This window comes from Leeuwenhoekiella sp. A16 (genome assembly GCF_047946675.1).
In the GTDB taxonomy this organism is placed as follows: domain Bacteria; phylum Bacteroidota; class Bacteroidia; order Flavobacteriales; family Flavobacteriaceae; genus Leeuwenhoekiella.
Genome location: NZ_CP172313.1, coordinates 409,325 through 432,847 on the forward strand (window position 1 = coordinate 409,325; position 23,523 = coordinate 432,847).

A 23,523-nucleotide genomic window follows, 5' to 3' on the forward strand; every position below is an offset into this window, starting at 1 on the left:
TACTTATTTACCATTGTTGGGTGTAGAATCCGGATCAACCTTAGAGCTTCGGATTATTTCTGCGAAATTTGTTATTTCCCCGCAGCCCGGTTCAACGTCTGCTGCTATCCTCAGTGTTAAACTCGTGCCTTTGATTAGCACTGTGTTTTTTAAATCCCATACGCCCGTTGCAGAATCGTAAGACGTACCTCTGGGTATTCTTGAATTGATAGAATTGAATGCCAAGCCCTGTGGCAGCATATCTCTTGCCTGTATTTGGCCTGTGGCACTTGGGCCCACATTTTTAATCGTCACAGAGAAGAAAATTAAATCACCTACCGTAGGATTAGCATTATCTACACTTTTAACCAACTCCAGATCTGATAAACAAGTAGCATAAGAATTTGCATCTGTTACCGCAGGTAAAGTACCCGGATAAGAAGCACTACTTACACTACCATCAGGATCCTGAAACACAGGAGAAGTACCGTAGCGCATATCATCCATACCAGAAACATTACCATCTGCGCTTCCGTTCTGGTAAGCTTCATTGGCATCACTACAGCCATCATCATCACTATCAAGATCTAGATAATCGTAAAGTCCGTCACCATCTGTATCTGGCACAGGTAGTGCTTCACCTACAATTCCCGCGCAGGGATCTGTATATGAATAGCTAAGAGCATCAATCCCCGGATCGGAATTTGTACTCCCGTTTTTCGATATTTTGATGTATTTAGCGTTTTTTGATAGTAAATAGCTACTATTTACAGGTGCAGTAGAATTAGCGCTGAAACTCTGTGAATTGAAAAAGTCTGAACCGTTGATGCTTTGTTCTACTCTAATTGTGTTACCACCACTTACATCAACAAACTCATTATATCTAATTACAATATTGGTTCCGGCAGGAATTACTCCGTCCATCTCGAGAACCATAAAGTCATTTGCGTTATTTAATCTGGCATAAGAATTATTAAATGCACCTATTGCATTAGCCGGATTAGTTACATCAGAATTAGAATATATTGAAGTGGCAAAACCAGTGATCGTTGCAGAACCAATACAATATGGATCATAAACATCACTTAGACCATTGTCATTCTTATCATTATAATCATCACCAATACCATTGTTATCATTATCAACACCACCTGCTTCAATAATGTCATAAATTCCATCATTATCAGAATCAAGATCATAATGATTCAATACACCATCCCCATCAGAATCACACAGAGGAACAAGTTGTATATCATCAATCGCAAGGTCATTACCACAACCTCCTGGAGCATTGTTAATAAGAACAATATCTATAGACGAATCTGTTGGTGCAGTTCTAAAGGTAAATACAAACTGATTCCAGTTAGCAGGATCTGAAAAAGGAATCTCTCCGGTAGAAGTAGTACCTAAAACTCCAGACTGATCTTCTACCTGAAATTTCACATCAGCGAGTATCATACTTGGTCCGCAAATATCATCGATAGTTTTTTGAGTATTTACAACTACGAGCCACGCCGAGAATTTGTAATATGTATTAGGCTCAACAGGCACAGAAACCCTATAAAATTCACCAGGATCATAACTTGCATTTACAACCATCATATACCCATTAGTATCACCAGGTGTATGATCTGTCATATCCTGCCAATCGGTTTTACCGGCATAAGGTGTATTTGCTATTGTGTATTGCCCATCGTTTATACCAACATTAGATCTATAAGAATAAGTTGTAGTTCCTGCTGGTAAAGCAGGACCATAATTATTACCAGAACCAAAAGTCTCAGAAAATAGATTTGCTGTTGTATCACAATCTTCAAGCTCTTTATCATTGGGAATACCATCCCCGTCAATATCGAGATCTACATCATTGTAAACCCCATCACCATCTGTATCTATAGTAGATTCAGGGTAAGAACATGTACCAGGAGGTGTTATTGCAATATTTTCCATCACACATGAACCAGAAGCATCTGTAACGGTAATGTACATCGTATTATCAATAATAGGATACGGCCCAAATACTGTACGAGTGCCATAAGGAATATTATTTCTCACCACATCTCCAGAGACAGAATAAGTTTCACTTAAGTTTTCACCCTTCGGATTTAACGAAAAGTAAAAAGTATCATCAGAAGAAGTACCTGTAGTCCCGTTATTACTACATTCTATATTCGATAAAGAAACATCTGTAATTGAACACGAAATAAAACTCCCATCAAGAAGTGGACAACTAACTCCTGAGGAAACCGGCGGAGCAGCACATTTTCCGTTCTTTTCGCAGCTATAAGCAACACCTGCTAAATAGGTTAAACTATTAGCATTTGTACCAAATATATCTGTGTTTTTTGACTTACCGTTTATGTTTGTATTCTCAAAAGTTAGATTAGGACCTACAGTCCCGCTATTAACGGCACCCGTTTCACCTACTTTAAAATAACCTAAAAAGCCAGCTTCGGCCGGACCTTCAAAATTACCATTGTTCTGAAATTTGCCGATTAATGTAAAAACTCCCTGATTATAAATACTACTGCCATTTCCGCCAAGATTAATACCAATGACATTTACTTCACCATAGTTTTCAAAACGCGCAGTATTACTGCCAAAGTCAATACTTCCTGCCAAAGAGTTAAATATTCCCGTATTTACTACAAGACCTCCCTGTAGGTTAAAAGATGTTCCTGTTTCTATATAACCACAGTTAACGTAGCTACTTTTACTATTCCCATTAAAACTTTGCCCAATATGCAGGTCACCTGTATTTCTTATCTGTGTTGTTGTATTTTCCAGATTAAGATTACTACCTATATTAAAAAATCCAGAATTCTCAATAACGTTTGTTGAAGAGGATCCCTGAAAGGTTACCACACTTGCTGTGATCTGGCCGTAGTTTGTAATATTGTTAGATCCGTTTCCACTAAATTTAATATTGTTAAGTCCATCACCAGAAGACACCATCCCATTTTCATTAACGAGAAGAGACAGGTTTGCCTTAAAATCAGGTGGTGTAGTTTTAAATTGCAAAGTACCATCAACTTCTATCTCAAAGTCATTACCGGCTATAGTGGAAATATCATCTATCATAAGACGAAAATCGGGCCCTACATATAATTTACTATTCTTGCCTACAATTAATCTGCCTATTGTAAAGTTATCCTGATAACCCAGGGTGTTATAACACAGCACACCACCATCTGGAATAGTCATTACAGGAATGTAATATGTCTCTAAGGTTGGTCCAGAAATAGTACAGGATCCAGACTGGCCATAAGAAGCAACTGCACAAAATAGAAGTAATGCTATTAAAGCACCTTTTACCTTAGCCAAAGATTTTATTATAAATAAGTTCATCATTCTGCAATTTGAAGCTGCCGCGAAACTACTTGTTTCTGAAATGTTAGATCTTTCCATTATTGAAGAGCTAAAAAATATCCTTTTAACGTATAATTACTATACTTCATCGCGTATTGATAGATACGCGGAAGGAATATGAGATGTTTAATTTTTGAAAATGAATTCTCTGCGACTTTATTACGAGAAATAAATACTGAAGAAAGGTGTCTAGACACAGCGATAACTCTAAACTCCTTACAGAACATTAATACGCTCAATAAGAAATCTGTTAATTGAAATCTAAACGGAATGTCGCTAAATTGTCGAGTAATAGTTTTTGCCATCCTTTACAGTAATATTTTTCCAATAATTAAATCGGTAATAATATTTAAGTATAGAATGCAAAAAAAACGTCAAGTTCTCTTTAAGCAAAGTTTTTGCCGGAAAGTAAAAATCCCATAATATACCTAAATAACTCTATGAGATTATTGAATCAAACAAACAAAATGATCGAGATGATCATGTTGAGTTTTTGACATAGAGTCACTTAAGTTGGGCGAAGTAAAAGTACTGTAAAGCATAAGTTGGGGTGTTATACGTTTATTATTATTAGACAAACGTAATAAAATAATCGATTAAATACATAAAATTTTGATAAAATTTTTAAAATTAACAAGTTATAAACGTTAGCACTACGACAAAAGGCTTAAAAAGCCGTTATAATTGCATCCAATTTGATATTTAAAAACCTGAGTTATAATGTATATTTGCAGCTTCAAAAAATAAGCTTGATGAGCCTTAAAAAAGAGATTAACCGCAGACGTACTTTTGGAATTATTTCTCACCCGGATGCCGGTAAAACTACACTAACTGAGAAGCTCCTTCTCTTTGGTGGAGCTATACAAGAAGCCGGTGCTGTAAAGTCTAATAAGATTAAAAAAGGCGCTACAAGTGACTTTATGGAAATTGAAAGACAGCGAGGTATTTCTGTAGCAACATCTGTTTTAGCCTTTGATTATCAAGGTATTAAAATAAATATTCTAGATACGCCAGGGCACAAGGATTTTGCTGAAGATACCTTTAGAACCCTTACAGCTGTAGACAGTGTTATAGTAGTAATTGACGTGGCAAAAGGTGTAGAAGAGCAAACTGAAAAACTTGTTGAAGTTTGTAGGATGCGTAAAATTCCCATGCTTGTTTTTGTCAATAAAATGGATCGAGAAGGTAAAGATGCGTTTGAACTTCTTGACGAAATTGAGCAAAAATTAAACCTGACCGTTACACCTTTGAGTTTCCCAATTGGTATGGGATATGATTTTAAAGGTATTTACAATATATGGGAAAAAAATATCAACCTCTTTAGTGGCGATAGTAGAAAAAATATTGAAGAAACTATAGAAATTAAAGATCTAGCTGATGAGAAATTAGACAACCTCATAGGAAATCAGTCTGCTGATACACTTAGAGAAGAGTTAGAATTAATAGAGGGTGTATATCCTGATTTTGACCGTGAGGCGTATTTAAAAGCAGAACAACAACCAGTCTTTTTTGGTTCAGCATTGAACAATTTTGGGGTACGAGAATTACTTGATTGCTTTGTAGAAATAGCTCCCCCACCCCGCCCTAAACAGAGTGAAGAGCGCATTATTAACCCTGATGAAAAAGAATTTAGTGGCTTCGTTTTTAAGATACATGCCAATATGGATCCTAAACACAGAGACCGCCTGGCTTTTGTCAAGATTGTTTCGGGCGTATTTGAGCGTAATACTCCTTATCTTCATGTGAGAAATGGTAAAAAACTTAAATTCTCTAGTCCCAATGCATTTTTCGCAGAGCGAAAAGAAATAGTAGACATATCTTATCCCGGTGATATTGTAGGCTTACATGATACCGGAAACTTTAAAATAGGTGATACACTTACAGAAGGAGAAATAATTCATTACAAAGGTATACCTGCCTTTTCCCCAGAGCATTTTAGGTATATCAACAATGCAGATCCCATGAAATCTAAACAATTAGAGAAGGGCATTGATCAATTAATGGATGAAGGTGTTGCCCAGTTATTTACTCTCGAACTTAATGGAAGAAAAGTTATAGGAACTGTAGGAGCTTTACAATATGAAGTTATACAATACCGTCTTGAGCATGAATACGGGGCGAAATGTACGTACGAACCCTTAAATGTACATAAAGCTTGCTGGGTTGAACCTAAAAATGCGAAAAGTGAGGAGTTTAAGGAGTTTTTACGCGTAAAACAGCGATTTATGGCTAAAGATAAGCGAGGCCAACTCGTATTTCTTGCAGATTCACCATTTACGCTGCAAATGACTCAGCAAAAATATCCTAATGTAATTATGCACTTTGTATCAGAATATAAGTAAAACCTCATTAAATCGTCCTAAAATCGACTTGTGAGGCTAAAAATCGTTTATTTTGAAGCTGATTTTTCAATATAGGATATAAAAAAACCTCGAGATTAAATCTCGAGGTTTTTTATTTTATGCTTGTCCCGTAGGCCCAAAATTGAGCGGTATAGGTTGCTTTTCATAGTCTTTAATTTCGCCATGAGCTTTTTCAAAACGCTTTATATTTTCTTGCAAAGCCTTTGACAAGCGTTTGGCATGCTGAGGAGTTAATATAATGCGAGACTTAACCTTACTTTTAGGCGTTCCCGGCATTATATTTATAAAATCTACAACAAATTCAGAAACAGAATGATTTATGATCGCCAGGTTAGAATACTGCCCCTGAGCGACCTCTTCATCAAGTTCTATATTTATTTGGGCATTATTAGGTTTATTATCCTCTGCCATTTCTAAAATATCTATAAAATAAAAACACCGACCCCTATAAATGAGTCGGTGCTAATATTATTTATTAATTAAAATTAACCTCTTCGCGAGCTGCATTTAATTCTTCCAGTTCTTCTTTACTGCCTACGATAATGTTTTCATAAGCGCGTAAACCAGTACCAGCAGGAATTCTATGCCCTACTATAACATTTTCCTTTAAACCTTCTAAGTCATCAATTTTACCACTTACAGCAGCTTCATTAAGTACTTTAGTAGTTTCCTGGAACGATGCTGCAGAGATAAATGATTTAGTCTGTAGCGAAGCACGTGTTATACCTTGCAATACTGGCGTAGCAGTAGCAGGAACAACATCTCTTGCTGTAACCAGATTCTTATCTTCTCTACGCAGGATTGAATTCTCATCACGCAGATCACGTGGTGAAATAATCTGTCCTGGTTTTAAAGTTGCAGAATCCCCAGCTTCTTCAACCACTTTCATTCCGAATATCTCATCATTTTCTGTGATGAAATCATCTTTATGTACAAGTTGGTTTTCTAAGAAGATAGTATCACCCGGATCGTTAATTCTTACTTTACGCATCATTTGACGTACAACAACTTCAAAGTGCTTATCATTAATTTTCACACCCTGCAGTCTATATACTTCCTGCACTTCGTTAACAAGATACTGTTGTACTGCAGAAGGACCTTTTATAGAAAGGATATCTTCCGGAGTTACAGAACCATCAGAAAGTGGCATACCTGCACGCACAAAGTCATTTTCCTGAACAAGGATCTGGTTAGAAAGTTTAACTAGATATTTCTTAACCTCACCAAGTTTAGACTCAACGATTATCTCACGGTTACCACGCTTTATTTTACCAAAAGAAACCACACCATCAATCTCACTTACTACAGCAGGATTAGAAGGATTACGAGCTTCAAATAATTCAGTCACACGAGGAAGACCACCGGTAATATCACCCGCTTTTGCTGATTTACGAGGGATTTTTACTAAAATCTTACCGATTTTAATTTTATCCTCATTATCAACGATCAAGTGGGCACCTACAGGTAGGTTGTATGAACGAATGATCTCACCTTTCTTACCTAAAATATGTAAGGTTGGTATCATACGTTTGTTACGAGATTCTGATATAACTTTCTCCTGGAAACCTGTTTGTTCATCGGTTTCTACCTGATAAGTAAGACCTTGCTCAATATTTTCATATTTAATCTTACCTGCAAATTCAGAGATAATTACACCGTTATATGGATCCCATTGGCAAACAACATCTCCCTTACTTAATACCTCACCTTCTCTTTTAAAGAGTTGTGAACCGTAAGGAATATTATTTGTACTTAACAGAATACCAGTTTTAGCATCTACGATACGAGCTTCAGAAGTACGAGAGATTACAATTTGGGCAGGGTTACCTTCGTTGTCTTCTCCTTCTACTGTCTTAAGATCTTCTATTTCTAGTCTACCGCCAAATTTGGCAATTACTTTATTTTCTTCAGAAATGTTACCTGCAATACCACCTACGTGGAAAGTACGCAATGTAAGCTGTGTTCCCGGCTCACCAATTGACTGAGCAGCAACTACACCTACAGCTTCACCTCTTTGTACCATTTTATTGGTAGCAAGGTTACGACCATAACATTTGGCACAGATACCTTTTTTAGCCTCACAGGTTAAAGGTGATCTTACTTCTACAGATTCTATAGGAGCTTCAGTAATAAGACGTCCTAATTCTTCAGTGATCTCTTCACCAGCTCTAACAATAACTTCACTGTTAAGCGGATTAACAACATCATTTAAAGAAATACGACCAATAATACGTGCTTCTAATGTTTCAACGATCTCCTCATTTTTCTTTAAAGCAGAAACTTCAACACCTCTTAAAGTATCACAGTCTTCACTGTTTACAATAACATCTTGCGATACATCAACAAGACGACGTGTTAAGTAACCCGCATCTGCCGTTTTTAAAGCGGTATCTGCAAGACCTTTACGTGCACCGTGAGTAGAGATAAAGTATTCAAGAATTGAAAGACCTTCCTTAAAGTTAGAAAGAATCGGGTTTTCAATAATTGCCCCACCACCGTCATTTGATTTTTTAGGCTTAGCCATCAAACCACGCATACCTGTTAACTGGCGAATTTGTTCTTTAGAACCCCTTGCACCAGAGTCAAGCATCATATACACTGAGTTAAAACCTTGTTGATCTTCACGAATATTCTTCATTGCTAACTCTGTAAGAGTAGCATTGGTTGAAGTCCATACATCAATCACCTGATTGTAACGTTCTGTATTTGTTATAAGACCCATGTTATAGCTAGACATAATACCATCAACTTGAGTATTTGCCTCTTCTATCATAGTCTGCTTTTCTTCAGGAATAATAATATCACCTAAAGAGAAAGAAAGACCCCCACGGAATGCAAAATTGTATCCCAGAGTTTTAATATCATCTAAGAATTCTGCAGTACGAGGTACGCTAGTCATTTTTAATATACCCGCAATTACATCACGTAAAGACTTTTTAGTCAATACTTCATTGATATAACCAGCTTCTTCTGGTACAGCCTCATTAAATAATACACGACCTACAGTAGAGTCTATGATTTTTGTAACAAGTTGTCCTTCTTCATTAAAGTCTTTGGTACGTATTTTAATACTGGCATTAATCTCTACAATCTTCTGGTTGTAAGCAATTACAACTTCTTCAGGGCTATAGAAAGTTATACCCTCACCTCTTACTTTATAATCTGCAGTAGACTTACGCTCCTTAGTCATATAATAAAGACCAAGTACCATATCCTGAGAAGGTACAGTAATAGGAGCACCGTTAGCAGGGTTTAGTATGTTGTTAGATGCAAGCATCAATAACTGACATTCAAGAATAGCTTCAGGACCAAGAGGCAAGTGTACTGCCATTTGATCACCATCAAAATCGGCGTTGAATGCCGTACAAACTAATGGGTGAAGTTGTATCGCTTTACCTTCAATAAGTTTAGGCTGAAATGCCTGTATACCCAATCTGTGAAGCGTAGGAGCACGGTTAAGAAGTACTGGATGTCCTTTAAGAACATTTTCCAGAATATCCCAAACCACGGGCTCTTTTTTATCTATAATCTTTTTAGCAGATTTAACCGTTTTTACGATACCTCTTTCAATTAATTTTCTAATTACAAAAGGCTTGTAAAGCTCAGCTGCCATATCCTTCGGAAGCCCACACTCGTAGAGTTTTAATTCTGGTCCTACAACAATTACAGAACGAGCTGAATAATCTACACGCTTACCAAGTAAGTTTTGACGAAAACGACCTTGCTTACCTTTTAATGAATCTGAAAGAGACTTTAAAGGTCTGTTAGAATCTGTTTTAACAGCAGATGACTTACGCGTATTATCGAATAATGAATCTACTGCTTCCTGAAGCATACGTTTTTCATTACGTAAGATAACTTCTGGTGCTTTAATTTCCATTAAACGTTTAAGGCGGTTATTACGAATAATAACACGGCGATAAAGATCATTTAAATCTGAAGTTGCGAAACGACCTCCATCTAATGGCACTAATGGTCGTAATTCTGGTGGAATTACAGGAACCACTTTCATGATCATCCACTCAGGAAGGTTCTCGCGATTTTTATTAGCATCACGTAAAGCCTCAACAACCTGAAGACGTTTTAAAGCTTCAGTTTTACGTTGCTTAGAAGTTTCGTTATTTGCTTTGTGTCTTAGATCGTAAGAAAGTTCATTAAGATTAATTCTTCTTAATAATTCAATCAAACATTCAGCTCCCATTTTAGCAATAAACTTATTGGGATCACTGTCATCTAAATACATGTTTTCCTGCGGAAGCGTGTCAAGTACATTTAAATACTCCTCTTCTGTAAGGAAATCCATTTTTTGAAGATCTTCTCCTTCTTCATTTTTGGCGATACCGGCTTGTATAACTACGTAACGCTCATAATAAATGATCATATCCAATTTCTTGGAAGGAAGACCTAGTAAATAGCCTATTTTATTTGGTAAACTTCTAAAATACCAGATATGCGCAACAGGAACAACAAGATTGATGTGCCCAACGCGATCTCTACGTACTTTCTTTTCAGTTACCTCTACCCCACAACGATCACAAACGATCCCTTTGTAACGTATTCTTTTGTACTTACCACAAGCACACTCATAATCCTTCACAGGACCAAAAATACGCTCGCAAAACAAACCATCACGTTCAGGTTTGTGTGTACGATAATTTATAGTTTCAGGCTTCAACACCTCACCACGCGATTCAGCCAAAATCGCTTCAGGAGACGCAAGACCAATAGAGATCTTATTAAATCTCGTTACTGTTGCATTCTTATCATTATTTCTTGCCATAATACCTTATGTCGAAAATTAATCGTTTTAACATCATTGATACCTTATAAAGCTACGTTTCCGAAAAAACGTAGCCTAATTTGTATCTATTCCTCCAGACGAATGTCTAGTCCTAGTCCTTTAAGCTCGTGCATCAATACATTGAATGATTCTGGCAAGCCTGGTTCTGGCATAGGTTCTCCTTTTACAATGCTCTCATACGTCTTAGCTCTACCAATAACATCATCAGATTTTACCGTCAGTATCTCTCTAAGAGTAGCAGAAGCACCATAAGCTTCAAGTGCCCAAACTTCCATCTCACCAAAACGCTGACCACCAAACTGTGCTTTACCACCTAAAGGTTGCTGAGTAATCAATGAGTATGGCCCTATAGAACGCGCGTGCATCTTATCGTCTACCATGTGCCCCAGTTTAAGCATGTAAATCACACCTACAGTTGCAGGTTGATCAAAACGCTCTCCGGTTCCACCATCAAAAAGATAAGTATGACCAAATCTTGGAATTCCGGCAGAATCTGTCAATTCATTAATTTGATCAAGAGTAGCCCCGTCAAAAATTGGCGTTGCATATTTTTGACCTAATTTTTGACCAGCCCATCCAAGAACCGTTTCATAGATCTGACCAATGTTCATACGTGATGGTACCCCAAGTGGGTTAAGCACGATATCAACAGGAGTTCCATCTTCAAGGAAAGGCATATCTTCCTGACGAACAATACGAGCAACAATACCTTTGTTACCGTGACGACCCGCCATTTTATCACCTACTTTTAATTTACGTTTCTTAGCAACATAAACTTTAGCCAGTTTAATAATACCAGCAGGAAGCTCATCCCCTACAGAAATAGTAAATTTCTCACGTCTTAAGTTACCCTGAAGATCATTTTCCTTAATACGGTAGTTGTGTAACAGATCTGCTATCATTTCATTAGTAACAGTATCTGTAGTCCACGTTCCTTGTGTAAGGTGTGTGTAATCTTCTATAGAGTTAAGCATTTTAAGAGTAAACTTTTTACCTTTTGGTAAAATCTCTTCTCCTAGATCATTCTTAACACCCTGAGCTGTCTTGCCATTTACAAGTTGGAACAACTTATCAACAAGAACATTCTTAAGATCGTCAAATTTCACATCGTAATCGGCTTCAAGAGCAGAAATATCTTCCTTATCCTTTGCACGCTTACGCTTATCTTTAATCGCTCTCGCGAATAACTTTTTATCAATAACCACACCACGAAGTGATGGAGAAGCTTTTAAAGATGCATCTTTAACATCTCCCGCTTTATCACCAAAGATCGCGCGTAATAATTTCTCTTCTGGTGTAGGATCAGATTCACCTTTAGGAGTTATCTTACCAATAAGAATGTCTCCAGGTTTAACCTCTGCACCAATACGAATCATTCCGTTCTCATCAAGATCACGAGTTGCTTCTTCAGAAACGTTAGGGATATCATTAGTTAATTCTTCATTACCTAATTTAGTATCTCTAACATCTAATGAATACTCATCAACATGAATAGATGTGAATATATCATCACGTACTACTTTTTCTGAAATTACAATCGCATCCTCAAAGTTATATCCCTTCCAAGGCATGAAAGCTACTTTCATGTTTCTACCAAGAGCAAGCTCTCCTTTTTCAGTTGCATAACCCTGACAAAGTACCTGACCTTTCTTAACACGATCACCTTTGCTAACAATAGGCTTAAGGTTGATAGAAGTACTCTGGTTAGTTTTACGGAATTTAATAAGCTTGTAATTCTTAGAATCACTTTCAAAACTTACTAAACGCTCTTCATCTGTTCTGTCATACTTAATAGTAATCTCGTTGGCATCAACGTACTCAACAACACCATCACCCTCAGCATTTATCAATACTCTTGAATCTGAAGCTACCTGACGCTCAAGACCTGTACCTACGATAGGTGAGTCTGCGCGTAAAAGTGGTACTGCCTGACGCATCATGTTAGATCCCATCAAAGCACGGTTTGCATCATCATGTTCCAAGAACGGAATTAAAGATGCAGATATAGAAGCGATCTGGTTAGGAGATACATCGGCGTAATGAACAGTATTTGGTTCAACAACCGGGAAGTCACCTTCCATACGTGCAATTACACGTTCTGGTTCAATCGTACCATTATCATCCATCGGGTTGTTTGCCTGAGCAATTAACATACCCTCTTCTTCCTCTGCACTTAAATATTGAGGTTCTGTCTTAAGATCAATAGAACCATCTACAACTTTACGGTACGGAGTTTCAATAAAGCCCATACCATTTACTTTAGCATAAACAGCTAAAGAAGATATAAGACCAATGTTAGGTCCTTCCGGAGTTTCTATAGGACAAAGACGACCATAATGTGTATAATGCACATCACGCACCTCAAACCCTGCTCTTTCTCTTGATAAACCACCAGGCCCTAATGCAGAAAGACGACGCTTATGCGTGATCTCTGCTAACGGATTGGTTTGATCCATAAACTGAGAAAGCTGGTTTGTACCAAAGAATGAATTGATAACAGACGATAAAGTTTTCGCATTGATCAAATCAATAGGCGTAAACACCTCGTTATCTCTTACATTCATTCGCTCACGAATAGTACGAGCCATACGAGCAAGACCAACACCAAACTGAGAAGATAATTGCTCACCTACCGTACGCACACGACGGTTAGAAAGGTGATCAATATCATCAATCTCTGCTTTTGAATTGATAAGCTCGATTAAATATTTTACAATAGTTATGATATCTTCTTTGGTAAGCACTTGCTTATCCATACCAATATCAAGACCAAGTTTCTTGTTCATTCTATAACGACCAACTTCACCTAAATTATAGCGTTGATCACTAAAGAATAATTTATCTATAATACCACGAGCAGTTTCCTCATCTGGCGGTTCAGCATTACGTAATTGACGATAGATGTGCTCTACTGCTTCTTTTTCAGAGTTAGTAGGATCCTTTTGTAAAGTATTGTGAATAATAGCATAATCTGCATGCAGATTATCCTCTTTATGTAAAAGAATAGTTTTTGCACCAGAATCTAAGATCTCATCAACGTGTTCCTTCTCTAAAATCGTATCACGATCTAGAACGATCTCATTACGCTCAATAGAAACAACCTCACCAGTATCTTCATCTACAAAATCTTCATGCCATGTATTTAAAACACGTGCAGCTAACTTTCGTCCTAAATATTTTTTTAATCCTGTTTTAGAAACTTTTATTTCCTCTGCTAGGTCAAAAATTTCTAATATATCCTTATCACGCTCAAAACCAATCGCGCGGAAAAGAGTAGTTACAGGTAACTTTTTCTTTCTGTCGATATAAGCATACATTACGCTGTTTATATCGGTTGCAAATTCTATCCATGAACCTTTAAAAGGTATTACACGGGCAGAATATAATTTTGTGCCGTTAGCGTGAAAAGATTGACCAAAGAAAACACCAGGAGAACGGTGTAACTGAGATACAACAACACGTTCTGCACCATTGATGCAGAATGTTCCGCTAGGCGTCATATAAGGTATAGTACCTAAATATACATCCTGAACGATCGTTTCAAAATCTTCATGCTCATCATCAGTACAGTATAGTTTCAAACGTGCCTTTAAAGGTACACTATAAGTAAGGCCACGCTCGATACATTCTTGGATAGAGTATCTTGGCGGATCAACAAAGTAATCTAAAAATTCTAGTACAAAATTGTTACGGGTATCCGTAATTGGGAAGTTCTCTAGAAATGTGTTGTAAAGTCCTTCTTTTCCTCTTTCTTCAGACTTGGTTTCCAACTGGAAAAAATCCTGGAAGGATTTGATCTGTATATCCAAAAAGTCAGGGTATTCAGGCCTGTTCTTTACCGATGAGAAATTCAGTCTTTCAGCTTGTTTTGCTTGCATCTTCAACGAACGGAATTTAATTAAAGTAAAATTATTAACCCTATATGGGTTTCGAAGCTAAATTTTAACTCCTAAGGCATTCAATTTATTGTCCTAATTATGATGTAATCACCATATACGACAAATGGTTTAGGCCCATCCCGCATTATTGGGAAGACCTAAACCTTTGTATTTATATATTGTGAGCTTACTTAAGCTCAACCTCAGCACCAGCTTCTTCTAGTTGAGATTTAATTGCTTCAGCTTCATCTTTAGCAATACCTTCTTTAATAGGACTTGGTGCGTTATCAACTAATTCTTTAGCATCTTTAAGACCAGCTCCGGTAAGTTCTTTAACAAGTTTTACAACCGCTAATTTAGAAGCACCAGCTGCTTTAAGGATTACATCAAATTCAGTTTGCTCTTCAGCGGCATCACCACCACCACCAGCAGGACCAGCAACAGCTACTGCAGCAGCAGCAGGCTCGATACCATACTCATCTTTTAAAATAGTAGCTAACTCATTAACTTCTTTTACTGTTAAGTTAACTAACTGTTCTGCGAATTCTTTTAAATCTGCCATTTTCTATCGTTTTAAAAAAAATTATTCTAATTATATATGTTAAAAAGTGCGTACTTGATTAACCTTCTCTTTCCGAAAGGGTTTTGATAATACCAGCAATTGTTCCGCCTCCAGATTTAAGAGCGCTAACAACGTTCTTAGCTGGTGACTGTAGAAGACCTACGATATCGCCTATCAATTCTTCTCTTGACTTGATATTAACCAGAGACTCTAATTGATCATCACCAACGTAGATAGCCTCTTCTATGAATGCTCCCTTAAGAAAAGGTTTGTCAGATTTCTTACGAAATTCTTTAATAACCTTTGCTGGTGCATTTCCAACTTCAGAAAGCATGATAGAAGTATTACCTTTCAATACTTCAGGTAATTCTCCAAAATCTTTTTCTGATGTTTCCATCGCTTTTGCAAGCAATGTATTCTTAACCACTGCAAGTTGTATACCAGCTTTAAAACAAGCTCTTCTTAAACGTGAAGTAGCATCTGCATTCAAACCAGAAATATCTGTTAAGTAGATATTAGTACTTTCAGCCAACTGCGCAGTCAAATCTTCAATTACCTGTGATTTTTCTTCTCTTGTCATAATATACTATTTTCTACTCAGCAAATCTTTTAGAATCTACCTCTACACTAGGACTCATAGTACTAGACATAAAGATGCTCTTAATATAAACACCTTTTGCAGCAGTAGGTTTCAACTTTACTAATGTCGTTATCAATTCTCTGGCGTTAGCAGCTATTTTTTCAGCATCAAAAGACGCCTTACCTATAGCAGCATGTACAATACCAGTTTTATCTACCTTGAAATCAATTTTACCAGCTTTCACATCAGAAACGGCTTTAGCCACGTCCATTGTTACTGTACCAGTTTTAGGGTTAGGCATCAAGCCACGAGGACCTAAAACACGACCTAAAGGACCTAATTTCCCCATAACGCTAGGCATGGTTACAATTACGTCTACATCTGTCCACCCACCTTTGATCTTCTCAAGATATTCATCAAGACCAACGTAATCTGCACCTGCTTCTTTCGCTTCAGCTTCTTTATCTGGAGTTACCAGAGCAAGAACCTTTACATCTTTACCAGTTCCGTGAGGAAGAGTCACCACTCCACGAACCATTTGGTTCGCTTTACGTGGATCTACGTTAAGACGTACAGCTAAGTCAACAGAAGGGTCAAAATTTACGCTGCTTACTTCTTTTATTAAAGCAGAAGCATCGGCTAGATTATAAGTGTTTCCACCCTCAATCTTAGCGCGAGATTCTTTTTGCTTTTTAGTTACTTTTGCCATTTTAATTGCTTTTTTTGGATGTTAAAAAGGAGCTTGCCCTTTTACAGTTATTCCCATGGATCTCGCTGTACCAGCAACCATTTTCATTGCGCTTTCAATAGTAAACGCATTAAGGTCTGGCATTTTATCCTCTGCAATAGATCTAACCTGATCCCATGTTACATTAGCAACTTTTTTACGGTTAGGCTCTCCAGAACCACCTTTTAATTTAGCTGCTTCCAATAACTGGACTGCCGCAGGAGGAGTTTTTACCACAAAGTCAAAAGACTTATCTCCATAAACAGTAATAACAACAGGAAGTACTTTACCAGGCTTATCTTGAGTTCTCGCATTAAACTGCTTACAAAACTCCATGATATTAACACCGGCAGCACCTAAAGCTGGTCCAACAGGCGGAGAGGGGTTTGCGGCGCCTCCCTTTACTTGCAACTTAACAACCTTACTTACTTCTTTTGCCATTTTAAATAATTTAGTTTGATACGTTCTATCAGTTGGAAGCAGAAGAACTATATCTAATATATGTGTAACACTTATACTTTCTCAACTTGCATATAACTAAGCTCAAGAGGCGTCTTTCTTCCGAAAATCTTAACCATAACCTCCAGCTTACGCTTCTCTTCATTAATCTTCTCAACAGTTCCATTAAAACCATTAAAAGGACCATCGATAACTTTAACCGTTTCACCTGTAATAAATGGTATAGCTACATTATCTGCCTTAACAGAAAGCTCATCTACCTTACCAAGCATACGATTAACCTCAGACATGCGCAAAGGCACAGGATCACCACCTTTAGTTTCTCCTAAAAATCCTATCACACCATTAATAGACTTAATCATGTGAGCTACTTCACCACCAAGGTTTGCATGAACCATTATATAACCAGGAAAATAAACACGCTCTTTATTAACTTTCTTACCGTTGCGTATCTGGATAACTTTTTCAGTAGGAACAAGAACCTGCTCAACATAATCTTCAAGGCCAAATCTTGAAACCTCCTGATCTATATATCCCTTAATTTTATTCTCCTGACCACTCACGGCCCTTACCACGTACCAATCTTTGGTATTGTTTGTCTTAGCCATTGTGTTATTATTAAGCACCTACAAGATTAAAATAAGCTTTAATAGCCCTGCTAAAAACAGTATCTACACCCCAAACTGCCAGAGAGAAAACTATAGCAAAAACAGCAACAACAACAGTTAAACGTTGCGCCTCAGAAAGAGGAGTCCAGGTTACATGATTTTTGAGTTCGTTATAAGACTCTTGAATGTAGTTAATTAATCCAGCCATAATTATTTTTTGATTTAAAAGGATATTTACTCCTTTACATACAAACTATTTTAAGAATTAAAATGCTCGTATCTTAATGCACGGGTTGAGAGACTCGAACTCCCGACACCTGGTTTTGGAGACCAGTGCTCTACCAACTGAGCTAAACCCGTTTATAAAACCAAGGCATCCGTAAAAACGAACGCCTTAGTCTTTATATCTATAAACTAATGTTTAGTCTAAAATTTCAGTCACCTGACCCGCACCTACTGTTCTACCACCTTCACGGATAGCGAAACGCAGACCAAGGTTAAGAGCGATAGGCTGAATCAACTCAACAGTAATAGTCAAGTTATCACCAGGCATAACCATCTCAACACCATCAGGAAGCGCAATGTTTCCAGTTACGTCAGTTGTACGTACGTAGAACTGAGGACGGTAGTTATTGTGGAATGGAGTGTGACGACCACCTTCTTCTTTCTTAAGGATATAAACCTCAGCTTTGAATCTTGAGTGTGGAGTTACAGAACCTGGCTTAGTGATTACCATACCTCTTGTGATTTGAGTTTTCTCAATACCACGAAGTAGGATACCAACGTTATCACCAGCTTCACCTCTATCTAATATCTTACGGAACATCTCAACACCCGTAATAGTAGATGTTAATTTACCAGCACCCATACCAATGATCTCAACAGGATCTCCAGTGTTAGCAACACCAGTCTCGATACGACCAGTTGCAACAGTACCACGACCTGTAATAGAGAATACATCTTCTATAGGCATAAGGAAAGGCTTATCAACATCACGCGCAGGAAGCTCAATCCAATTATCAACAGCTTCCATAAGCTCCATAACTTTATCAACCCATTGCTGCTCACCATTCAATGCACCTAAAGCAGAACCTTGTACAACAGGACCATTATCACCATCATATTCATAGAAGCTTAATAAATCACGCACTTCCATCTCAACTAGCTCAAGAAGCTCTTCATCATCAACCATATCCACTTTGTTCATGAAAACAACAATACGAGGAATACCTACTTGACGACCAAGAAGGATGTGCTCACGTGTTTGTGGCATTGGACCATCTGTAGCAGCAACAACAAGAATAGCGCCGTCCATTTGAGCAGCACCAGTTACCATATTCTTCACATAATCCGCGTGACCTGGACAGTCAACGTGAGCATAGTGACGATTAGCAGTTGCGTACTCAACGTGAGAAGTGTTAATTGTAATACCTCTTTCTTTTTCTTCAGGAGCATTATCAATAGAATCAAAGCTTCTTAATTCAGAAAGACCTGCATTAGCAAGTACTGTAGTAATAGCAGCAGTCAAGGTAGTTTTACCGTGATCTACGTGTCCTATAGTACCAATATTTAAGTGGGGTTTGGAACGATCAAAAGTTGCCTTTGCCATGATTTAAATAATTTTAATCTTAGTTATTATTAGTGTTCAATTTTTTTAAGCTAACGAGTATGCTACGATTTTTTACGCATGCAAAAAAACGGAGCGTTAAAAAAACACCCGTTTACTAAGCAGTTATTCTGCTCTTGAGCCAACGACGGGATTTGAACCCGTGGCCTCTTCCTTACCAAGGAAACGCTCTACCCCTGAGCTACGTCGGCTTAATGTGCAAAATCTTTCCACTATAGAAGTTTTACAAATTTTGCCCGGGCTGACCTACTCAGCTAAAAGGGCTTGGAAAAGGCTTGCGCCTCATTATAAACTTCAATAAAGAAGTTCTGTTGAGCGGGAGACCGGGTTCGAACCGGCGACATTCAGCTTGGAAGGCTGACGCTCTACCAACTGAGCTACTCCCGCTTTTAATTTTCAGGCTGCAAATTTATGAAGTATAAATTAAAAAATCAGCTTAATCATTAAATAATTTTGTGGGGAGAGCAGGATTCGAACCTGCGAAGTCGAAAGACAACAGAGTTACAGTCTGTCCTCGTTGGCCGCTTGAGTATCTCCCCATTTTATTGGTATTTCCAGTATTTCAAAAAACGAAGCGAAATTCTCTAACGCTTTGATTTTGAGCCGATGAAGGGACTCGAACCCCCGACCCCGAGATTACAAATCACGTGCTCTAGCCAACTGAGCTACATCGGCTTTTAAACGCCTAACTGAGCGTAAAAAAGTCCGCTATTTCTAACGGACTGCAAATGTAGAATAATTTTATATCTAACAAAACTTTTTGCGATTTTTTTTTAGGCAATTGCTCTAATTTTATGTTTTCGCTTTAGCAACCATCTTTCCAGTGACTGTGCGCAGTTATCTGTACCCTCTTCAAAACTCTTAGCAAGCTTTTTTACAATTATCTCATCTCCAGGGACACTCAATAAAATTTCGACTATTTTATTCTCTCTGCTCTTCGTGTTTTGAACTTTTAAGAACACATCTGCAAAAATAATTCGATCATAATACTGTTCGAGCTTATCCATTTTTTTTTGAATGAAATTGATCAATTTTTGATCTGCATCGAAATTCGGAGTTTGCACACTTACTTTCATAGTTTGCCATTTTAAGTTAATAAAAAGAGTTACTACTGCTCGGTATTGCGAGGGTGCGCAGCACTATGTACTTTCGTCAGTTCTGCTATACTATTGTGCGTATAGACCTGAGTAGCGGCTAGACTCGTGTGCCCCAGCAATTCCTTCACAGCATTTAAATCAGCCCCGTGGTTGAGTAAATGAGTCGCGAAAGTATGTCGTAACATATGAGGACTTGTTTTTACCTTGGGGGAAACCTTACTAAAATAGCTTTTTATCTTTCTGTAAACAAACGTTTCATGCATTTTAACGCCTTTATTATTCAACAAAAGCCATGGCTCTGTATTTTGTGGCCAGCGCAGTGCTCTTTCTTCTTCATAAAGCTTTAAACTATCGCATACGGGATTAAGCAGTGGTAACAGGCGCTCTTTATTACGCTTTCCCAATACTTTTACAGTAGCCGACTCAATATCTACATCTACATTCTTTAAATTAATCAATTCGCTACGACGCATTCCCGTACCATAAAAAAGTTCTACGATCAATCTATCTCTTACAACTTCAAAACCTTTTAGATCATCAATGAGCTTAAAGACATCGTCAACTTCTGAAGAAGAAAATGGGATCTGGATCTTCTTAGACATTTTCAACGCTTTATGCTTCTTTAAAGGCGAATCTGTCACCTGCCCTATTTTATGAAGAAATTTGTAATAAGTTTTAAGAGAAGAAATCTTTCTATTAATACTTCGGGTAGTAATATTTTCTTCACCCAATTTTACGATCCAGCTGCGCACTATCGTATAACTTATCTCTGCCGGCTCTGTAATATTAAAATTAGCTTCAGCAAACTCAAAAAAGCCCGCTATATCATTATGATAGGCAGCAACAGTGTGTTTACTATAATTACGCTCAAGCTGCAGATATTCTAAAAAGGGATTTATATACATTGAGAATTTTACTTTAATATAAAGATTATAAATATAAAAATCTGCCATAAATTAAGGTAAACCTTAATCTAGGCAGATTTCTTTTATAATGAAAGAGGATAAGTCTTTCCGTTAAAAACCCATTATCCTAAAAATAGGATTAGACAGATTTTACTAAATATCTTCCTGATCTCTTAGACCCTGGATGTAAGATGCTTTCTGTATTTCCCTTCTGCGAGATACAGATGGTTTTGTGAAGGCCTGACGATCACGCAGCTTACGCATTGTTCCTGTTCTGTCAAACTTTCTTTTAAAACGCTTAAGCGCTCTATCGATATTTTCTCCGTCTTTTACTGGTATAATTAACATAGTGGTACCTCCTTTCTTTTGATTCTTACTGTTTTCAGGCTGCAAAGATAATTTATTTAATAGAAGCTACAACTAATATTAAAAAAACATTTTGCAACTACTTTGCTACCTTGCTTTGCTCTGCTGCAGGCTTATATTCCTTCTTATCTATAATTATCTTAGCGATAACTTCTTTTAAAATTTCAGATGTACCGCCGCCTATAGGCCCTAGTCTACTATCGCGGAACATTCTGGCCATTGGGTAATCTTCCATATAACCATAGCCTCCCAATATTTGAAGGCATTTATAAATTACTTCATCTGCGATTTTAGTTGAAAGTAATTTTGACATACTTGCTTCTTTAACGACATAATCCCCGGCATCAAGATTTTTCGCAACAGCATAATTAAATGCTTTACACATCTCAATCTCACTAGCCATCTCTGCAATACTGTGACGCATTGATTGAAATTTATCTATCGTCTTACCAAAAGCCATTCGCTCTGAAGCATATTTCATTGCATAATCAAGTGCATATTCTGCACGCGCATGACCATTAACACCCATAATTAAGCGCTCAAGGGCAAAATGCTGCATGATGTAAGAGAAACCTTTATCAATCTCTCCTAAAACATTTTCCTGAGGAACACGTACATTATCAAAAGCTATCTCACCCGTGTCTGAAGCTCGCCAACCCAATTTATTCAATTTAGTAGCGCTTACGCCTTTGGTCTCCCTATCTATTACAAATAACGAAATACCTTTATTACCTTTTTCTGGAGTTGTTTTTGCCGCTACCACAAGATAGTCTGAATAAACGCCGTTAGTAATAAAGGTCTTAGAGCCATTGATAATAAAGTCGTTGCCGTCTTGTACCGCTGTAGAGCGCATACCTGCCACATCTGAACCACCAAAGGGTTCTGTAATGCAAAGGCAGCCTACCATATCTCCTGCAATACTTGCTGCGAGATACTTAGATTTTATAAACTCATCTCCTTCAGCCTTAAGATGGGTCATCGCCAGATAAGCATGTGCCCATATTGCCGCAGCAAAGCCACCAGAATTTATTTTCTGTAACTCTTCAAGAAGTATTACGGTATAAAAAAGATCAAGATCGAGACCACCATAAACTTCTGGATAGGCAAGGCCAAAATAACCCATATCGCCAAATTTCTTCCAGATACGATTATCTATTATCCCGGTTTCTTCCCACTCATCTATATGAGGGACAACTTCCTTTTTTAAAAAATCTTGCAAACTTTCTCTAAAGAGTCTGTGCTCTTCTGAAAAATAGGTGTTATTCATGTACCGCTTTTTGGGTTTATAAAAAATTCAATTGGCAGAGGTTGCAGGCAGGTAAAGATGTCTAAATTCAAAAACCTGAACTAATTTTGGTTGGTCGACAAATATAATTTAATTCGGTCAAATTTGTATGGCGTTATTCCCGGTATTTTATTCAATTCATCAAGGTCTTCAATCCCCTCATGCAGCAGCCGGTAATCTACTATTTCTTTTGCCACGTCAAAAGTGATGTATGGCAGCGTAGAAAGATCTGAAGCGCTGGCGGTATTCACATTCATTATTTCTATTTGTGGCTCATTTATAACTGTGTATTTGTCTTTTATAGCATAAACCACCTTATTTGGCACCCCGTAAACATCAAATAATTGATTATCTTCTAAGAAGCCACCTATACGTTTCCTAAAATATAGAATATCACGCGCTGCTTTTTGGGTCATCCCATCAATACTCATCAATTCATCATGCGTAATTTTATTGAGAGCTTTCTTAGGATTTTCTTTGCTGGTAGTGACAGATTTATTTTTTGAAGTTGAGTTGGTAACCCATTCCGGAAACTTAAAATATGGGGAAATATCGGCTAAAAGTGAGTCAGAAACGCCTGTAACCTGCTTAAAATCGGCTGCAGAGTTGATCCAGTTATCGCTTTCGCGAAAGCGATGCAGTTTATCAATTTCTTCAGGAGACATCCCTAAAGTATATCCTTTGTAATCGCTAATAAAATTGGGATTAAACGGGTAAAAATCGGGTTTTTCAACCTGTTTTTCGGCTGATTTTATAGAATCTATCTGCCGCTGAATTGTAACTACCCGCTCTTTATTATAATCTAATTCTGGCGAAAAATCAACCCATATATAAACAGCAAGACCTGCAACAATGAGTATGATTAAAATCAAAATCCCACTACGCTTCTGGACATCCATAAGCAAGTGGGATTTTAA

At 37.5% G+C, this 23,523-nt stretch carries 18 protein-coding genes and 5 tRNA genes; 1 reads left to right on the top strand and 22 read right to left on the bottom strand.

The window, feature by feature from the left end; genetic code table 11:
- Positions 1-3: 3 nt before the first annotated feature.
- Positions 4-3,387 carry a DUF11 domain-containing protein gene (locus ACH3O9_RS01775; RefSeq protein WP_416443779.1) on the bottom strand — a complete coding sequence of 1,128 codons (3,384 nt, stop codon included), beginning with the start codon at positions 3,385-3,387 and terminating at the stop codon, positions 4-6.
- Positions 3,387-3,653 carry a hypothetical protein gene (locus ACH3O9_RS01780; protein WP_416443781.1) on the bottom strand — a complete coding sequence of 89 codons (267 nt, stop codon included), beginning with the start codon at positions 3,651-3,653 and terminating at the stop codon, positions 3,387-3,389. The genes ACH3O9_RS01775 and ACH3O9_RS01780 overlap by 1 nt, the downstream gene beginning before the upstream one ends.
- A gap of 447 nt (positions 3,654-4,100) precedes the next feature.
- Here ACH3O9_RS01780 and ACH3O9_RS01785 point away from each other — a divergent pair, with 447 nt between their 5' ends.
- A complete protein-coding gene (locus ACH3O9_RS01785; RefSeq protein ID WP_416443783.1) occupies positions 4,101-5,690 on the top strand; it encodes a peptide chain release factor 3 in 1,590 nt (529 codons plus the stop codon).
- A 117-nt stretch (positions 5,691-5,807) separates the two neighbouring features.
- Here the strand turns inward: ACH3O9_RS01785 and ACH3O9_RS01790 are convergent, their stop codons facing one another.
- The 20 genes from ACH3O9_RS01790 to ACH3O9_RS01885 all read right to left on the bottom strand — a co-directional run bounded on the left by ACH3O9_RS01790 (position 5,808) and on the right by ACH3O9_RS01885 (position 23,505).
- A complete protein-coding gene (locus tag ACH3O9_RS01790; protein WP_416443785.1) occupies positions 5,808-6,122 on the bottom strand; it encodes a DUF3467 domain-containing protein in 315 nt (104 codons plus the stop codon).
- Positions 6,123-6,186: 64 nt separating this feature from the next.
- Positions 6,187-10,491 carry a DNA-directed RNA polymerase subunit beta' gene (gene rpoC / locus ACH3O9_RS01795; protein ID WP_416443787.1) on the bottom strand — a complete coding sequence of 1,435 codons (4,305 nt, stop codon included), beginning with the start codon at positions 10,489-10,491 and terminating at the stop codon, positions 6,187-6,189.
- Positions 10,492-10,577: 86 nt separating this feature from the next.
- Entirely contained in the window at positions 10,578-14,390 is a 3,813-nt protein-coding gene (rpoB, locus tag ACH3O9_RS01800; RefSeq protein ID WP_416443789.1) for a DNA-directed RNA polymerase subunit beta, read from the bottom strand.
- A 187-nt stretch (positions 14,391-14,577) separates the two neighbouring features.
- Positions 14,578-14,952 (bottom strand): 50S ribosomal protein L7/L12, encoded by a 375-nt coding sequence (gene rplL, locus ACH3O9_RS01805; RefSeq protein ID WP_416443791.1) that lies wholly within the window; start codon positions 14,950-14,952, stop codon positions 14,578-14,580.
- 58 nt (positions 14,953-15,010) lie between these two features.
- Positions 15,011-15,532 (bottom strand): 50S ribosomal protein L10, encoded by a 522-nt coding sequence (gene rplJ / locus ACH3O9_RS01810; protein ID WP_416443793.1) that lies wholly within the window; start codon positions 15,530-15,532, stop codon positions 15,011-15,013.
- Positions 15,533-15,545: 13 nt separating this feature from the next.
- Positions 15,546-16,241, bottom strand: a complete 696-nt coding sequence (gene rplA / locus ACH3O9_RS01815) for a 50S ribosomal protein L1 (RefSeq protein ID WP_416443795.1) — start codon at positions 16,239-16,241, stop codon at positions 15,546-15,548.
- 21 nt (positions 16,242-16,262) lie between these two features.
- The gene (gene rplK / locus ACH3O9_RS01820; protein WP_416443797.1) at positions 16,263-16,700 is read right to left on the bottom strand and encodes a 50S ribosomal protein L11; all 438 of its coding nucleotides are present in this window, start codon (positions 16,698-16,700) and stop codon (positions 16,263-16,265) included.
- 71 nt (positions 16,701-16,771) lie between these two features.
- Entirely contained in the window at positions 16,772-17,326 is a 555-nt protein-coding gene (gene nusG / locus ACH3O9_RS01825; RefSeq protein WP_416443799.1) for a transcription termination/antitermination protein NusG, read from the bottom strand.
- A 10-nt stretch (positions 17,327-17,336) separates the two neighbouring features.
- Positions 17,337-17,534, bottom strand: a complete 198-nt coding sequence (secE, locus tag ACH3O9_RS01830) for a preprotein translocase subunit SecE (RefSeq protein WP_416443801.1) — start codon at positions 17,532-17,534, stop codon at positions 17,337-17,339.
- A gap of 79 nt (positions 17,535-17,613) precedes the next feature.
- Positions 17,614-17,686: transfer RNA gene (locus ACH3O9_RS01835), tRNA-Trp, on the bottom strand.
- A gap of 61 nt (positions 17,687-17,747) precedes the next feature.
- Positions 17,748-18,935: an elongation factor Tu gene (gene tuf / locus ACH3O9_RS01840; RefSeq protein WP_416443803.1), complete on the bottom strand. Its 1,188-nt coding sequence runs from the start codon at positions 18,933-18,935 to the stop codon at positions 17,748-17,750.
- 137 nt (positions 18,936-19,072) lie between these two features.
- Positions 19,073-19,144 (bottom strand) — tRNA-Thr (locus ACH3O9_RS01845).
- A gap of 123 nt (positions 19,145-19,267) precedes the next feature.
- Positions 19,268-19,340 (bottom strand) — tRNA-Gly (locus ACH3O9_RS01850).
- A 69-nt stretch (positions 19,341-19,409) separates the two neighbouring features.
- A tRNA-Tyr gene (locus ACH3O9_RS01855) sits at positions 19,410-19,492 on the bottom strand.
- Between the two features lie 62 nt (positions 19,493-19,554).
- A tRNA-Thr gene (locus ACH3O9_RS01860) sits at positions 19,555-19,628 on the bottom strand.
- A 98-nt stretch (positions 19,629-19,726) separates the two neighbouring features.
- Positions 19,727-20,029 carry a ribosome hibernation-promoting factor, HPF/YfiA family gene (gene hpf, locus ACH3O9_RS01865; RefSeq protein WP_416443805.1) on the bottom strand — a complete coding sequence of 101 codons (303 nt, stop codon included), beginning with the start codon at positions 20,027-20,029 and terminating at the stop codon, positions 19,727-19,729.
- Positions 20,030-20,061: 32 nt separating this feature from the next.
- Positions 20,062-21,003, bottom strand: coding sequence for a tyrosine-type recombinase/integrase (locus ACH3O9_RS01870; protein ID WP_416443807.1), 942 nt, complete (start codon positions 21,001-21,003; stop codon positions 20,062-20,064).
- Positions 21,004-21,108: 105 nt separating this feature from the next.
- Positions 21,109-21,303: a 30S ribosomal protein S21 gene (gene rpsU, locus ACH3O9_RS01875; RefSeq protein WP_416446603.1), complete on the bottom strand. Its 195-nt coding sequence runs from the start codon at positions 21,301-21,303 to the stop codon at positions 21,109-21,111.
- A 97-nt stretch (positions 21,304-21,400) separates the two neighbouring features.
- Positions 21,401-22,588 carry an acyl-CoA dehydrogenase family protein gene (locus ACH3O9_RS01880; RefSeq protein WP_416443809.1) on the bottom strand — a complete coding sequence of 396 codons (1,188 nt, stop codon included), beginning with the start codon at positions 22,586-22,588 and terminating at the stop codon, positions 21,401-21,403.
- A gap of 80 nt (positions 22,589-22,668) precedes the next feature.
- Positions 22,669-23,505, bottom strand: coding sequence for a ComEA family DNA-binding protein (locus ACH3O9_RS01885; protein ID WP_416443811.1), 837 nt, complete (start codon positions 23,503-23,505; stop codon positions 22,669-22,671).
- Positions 23,506-23,523: the final 18 nt, after the last annotated feature.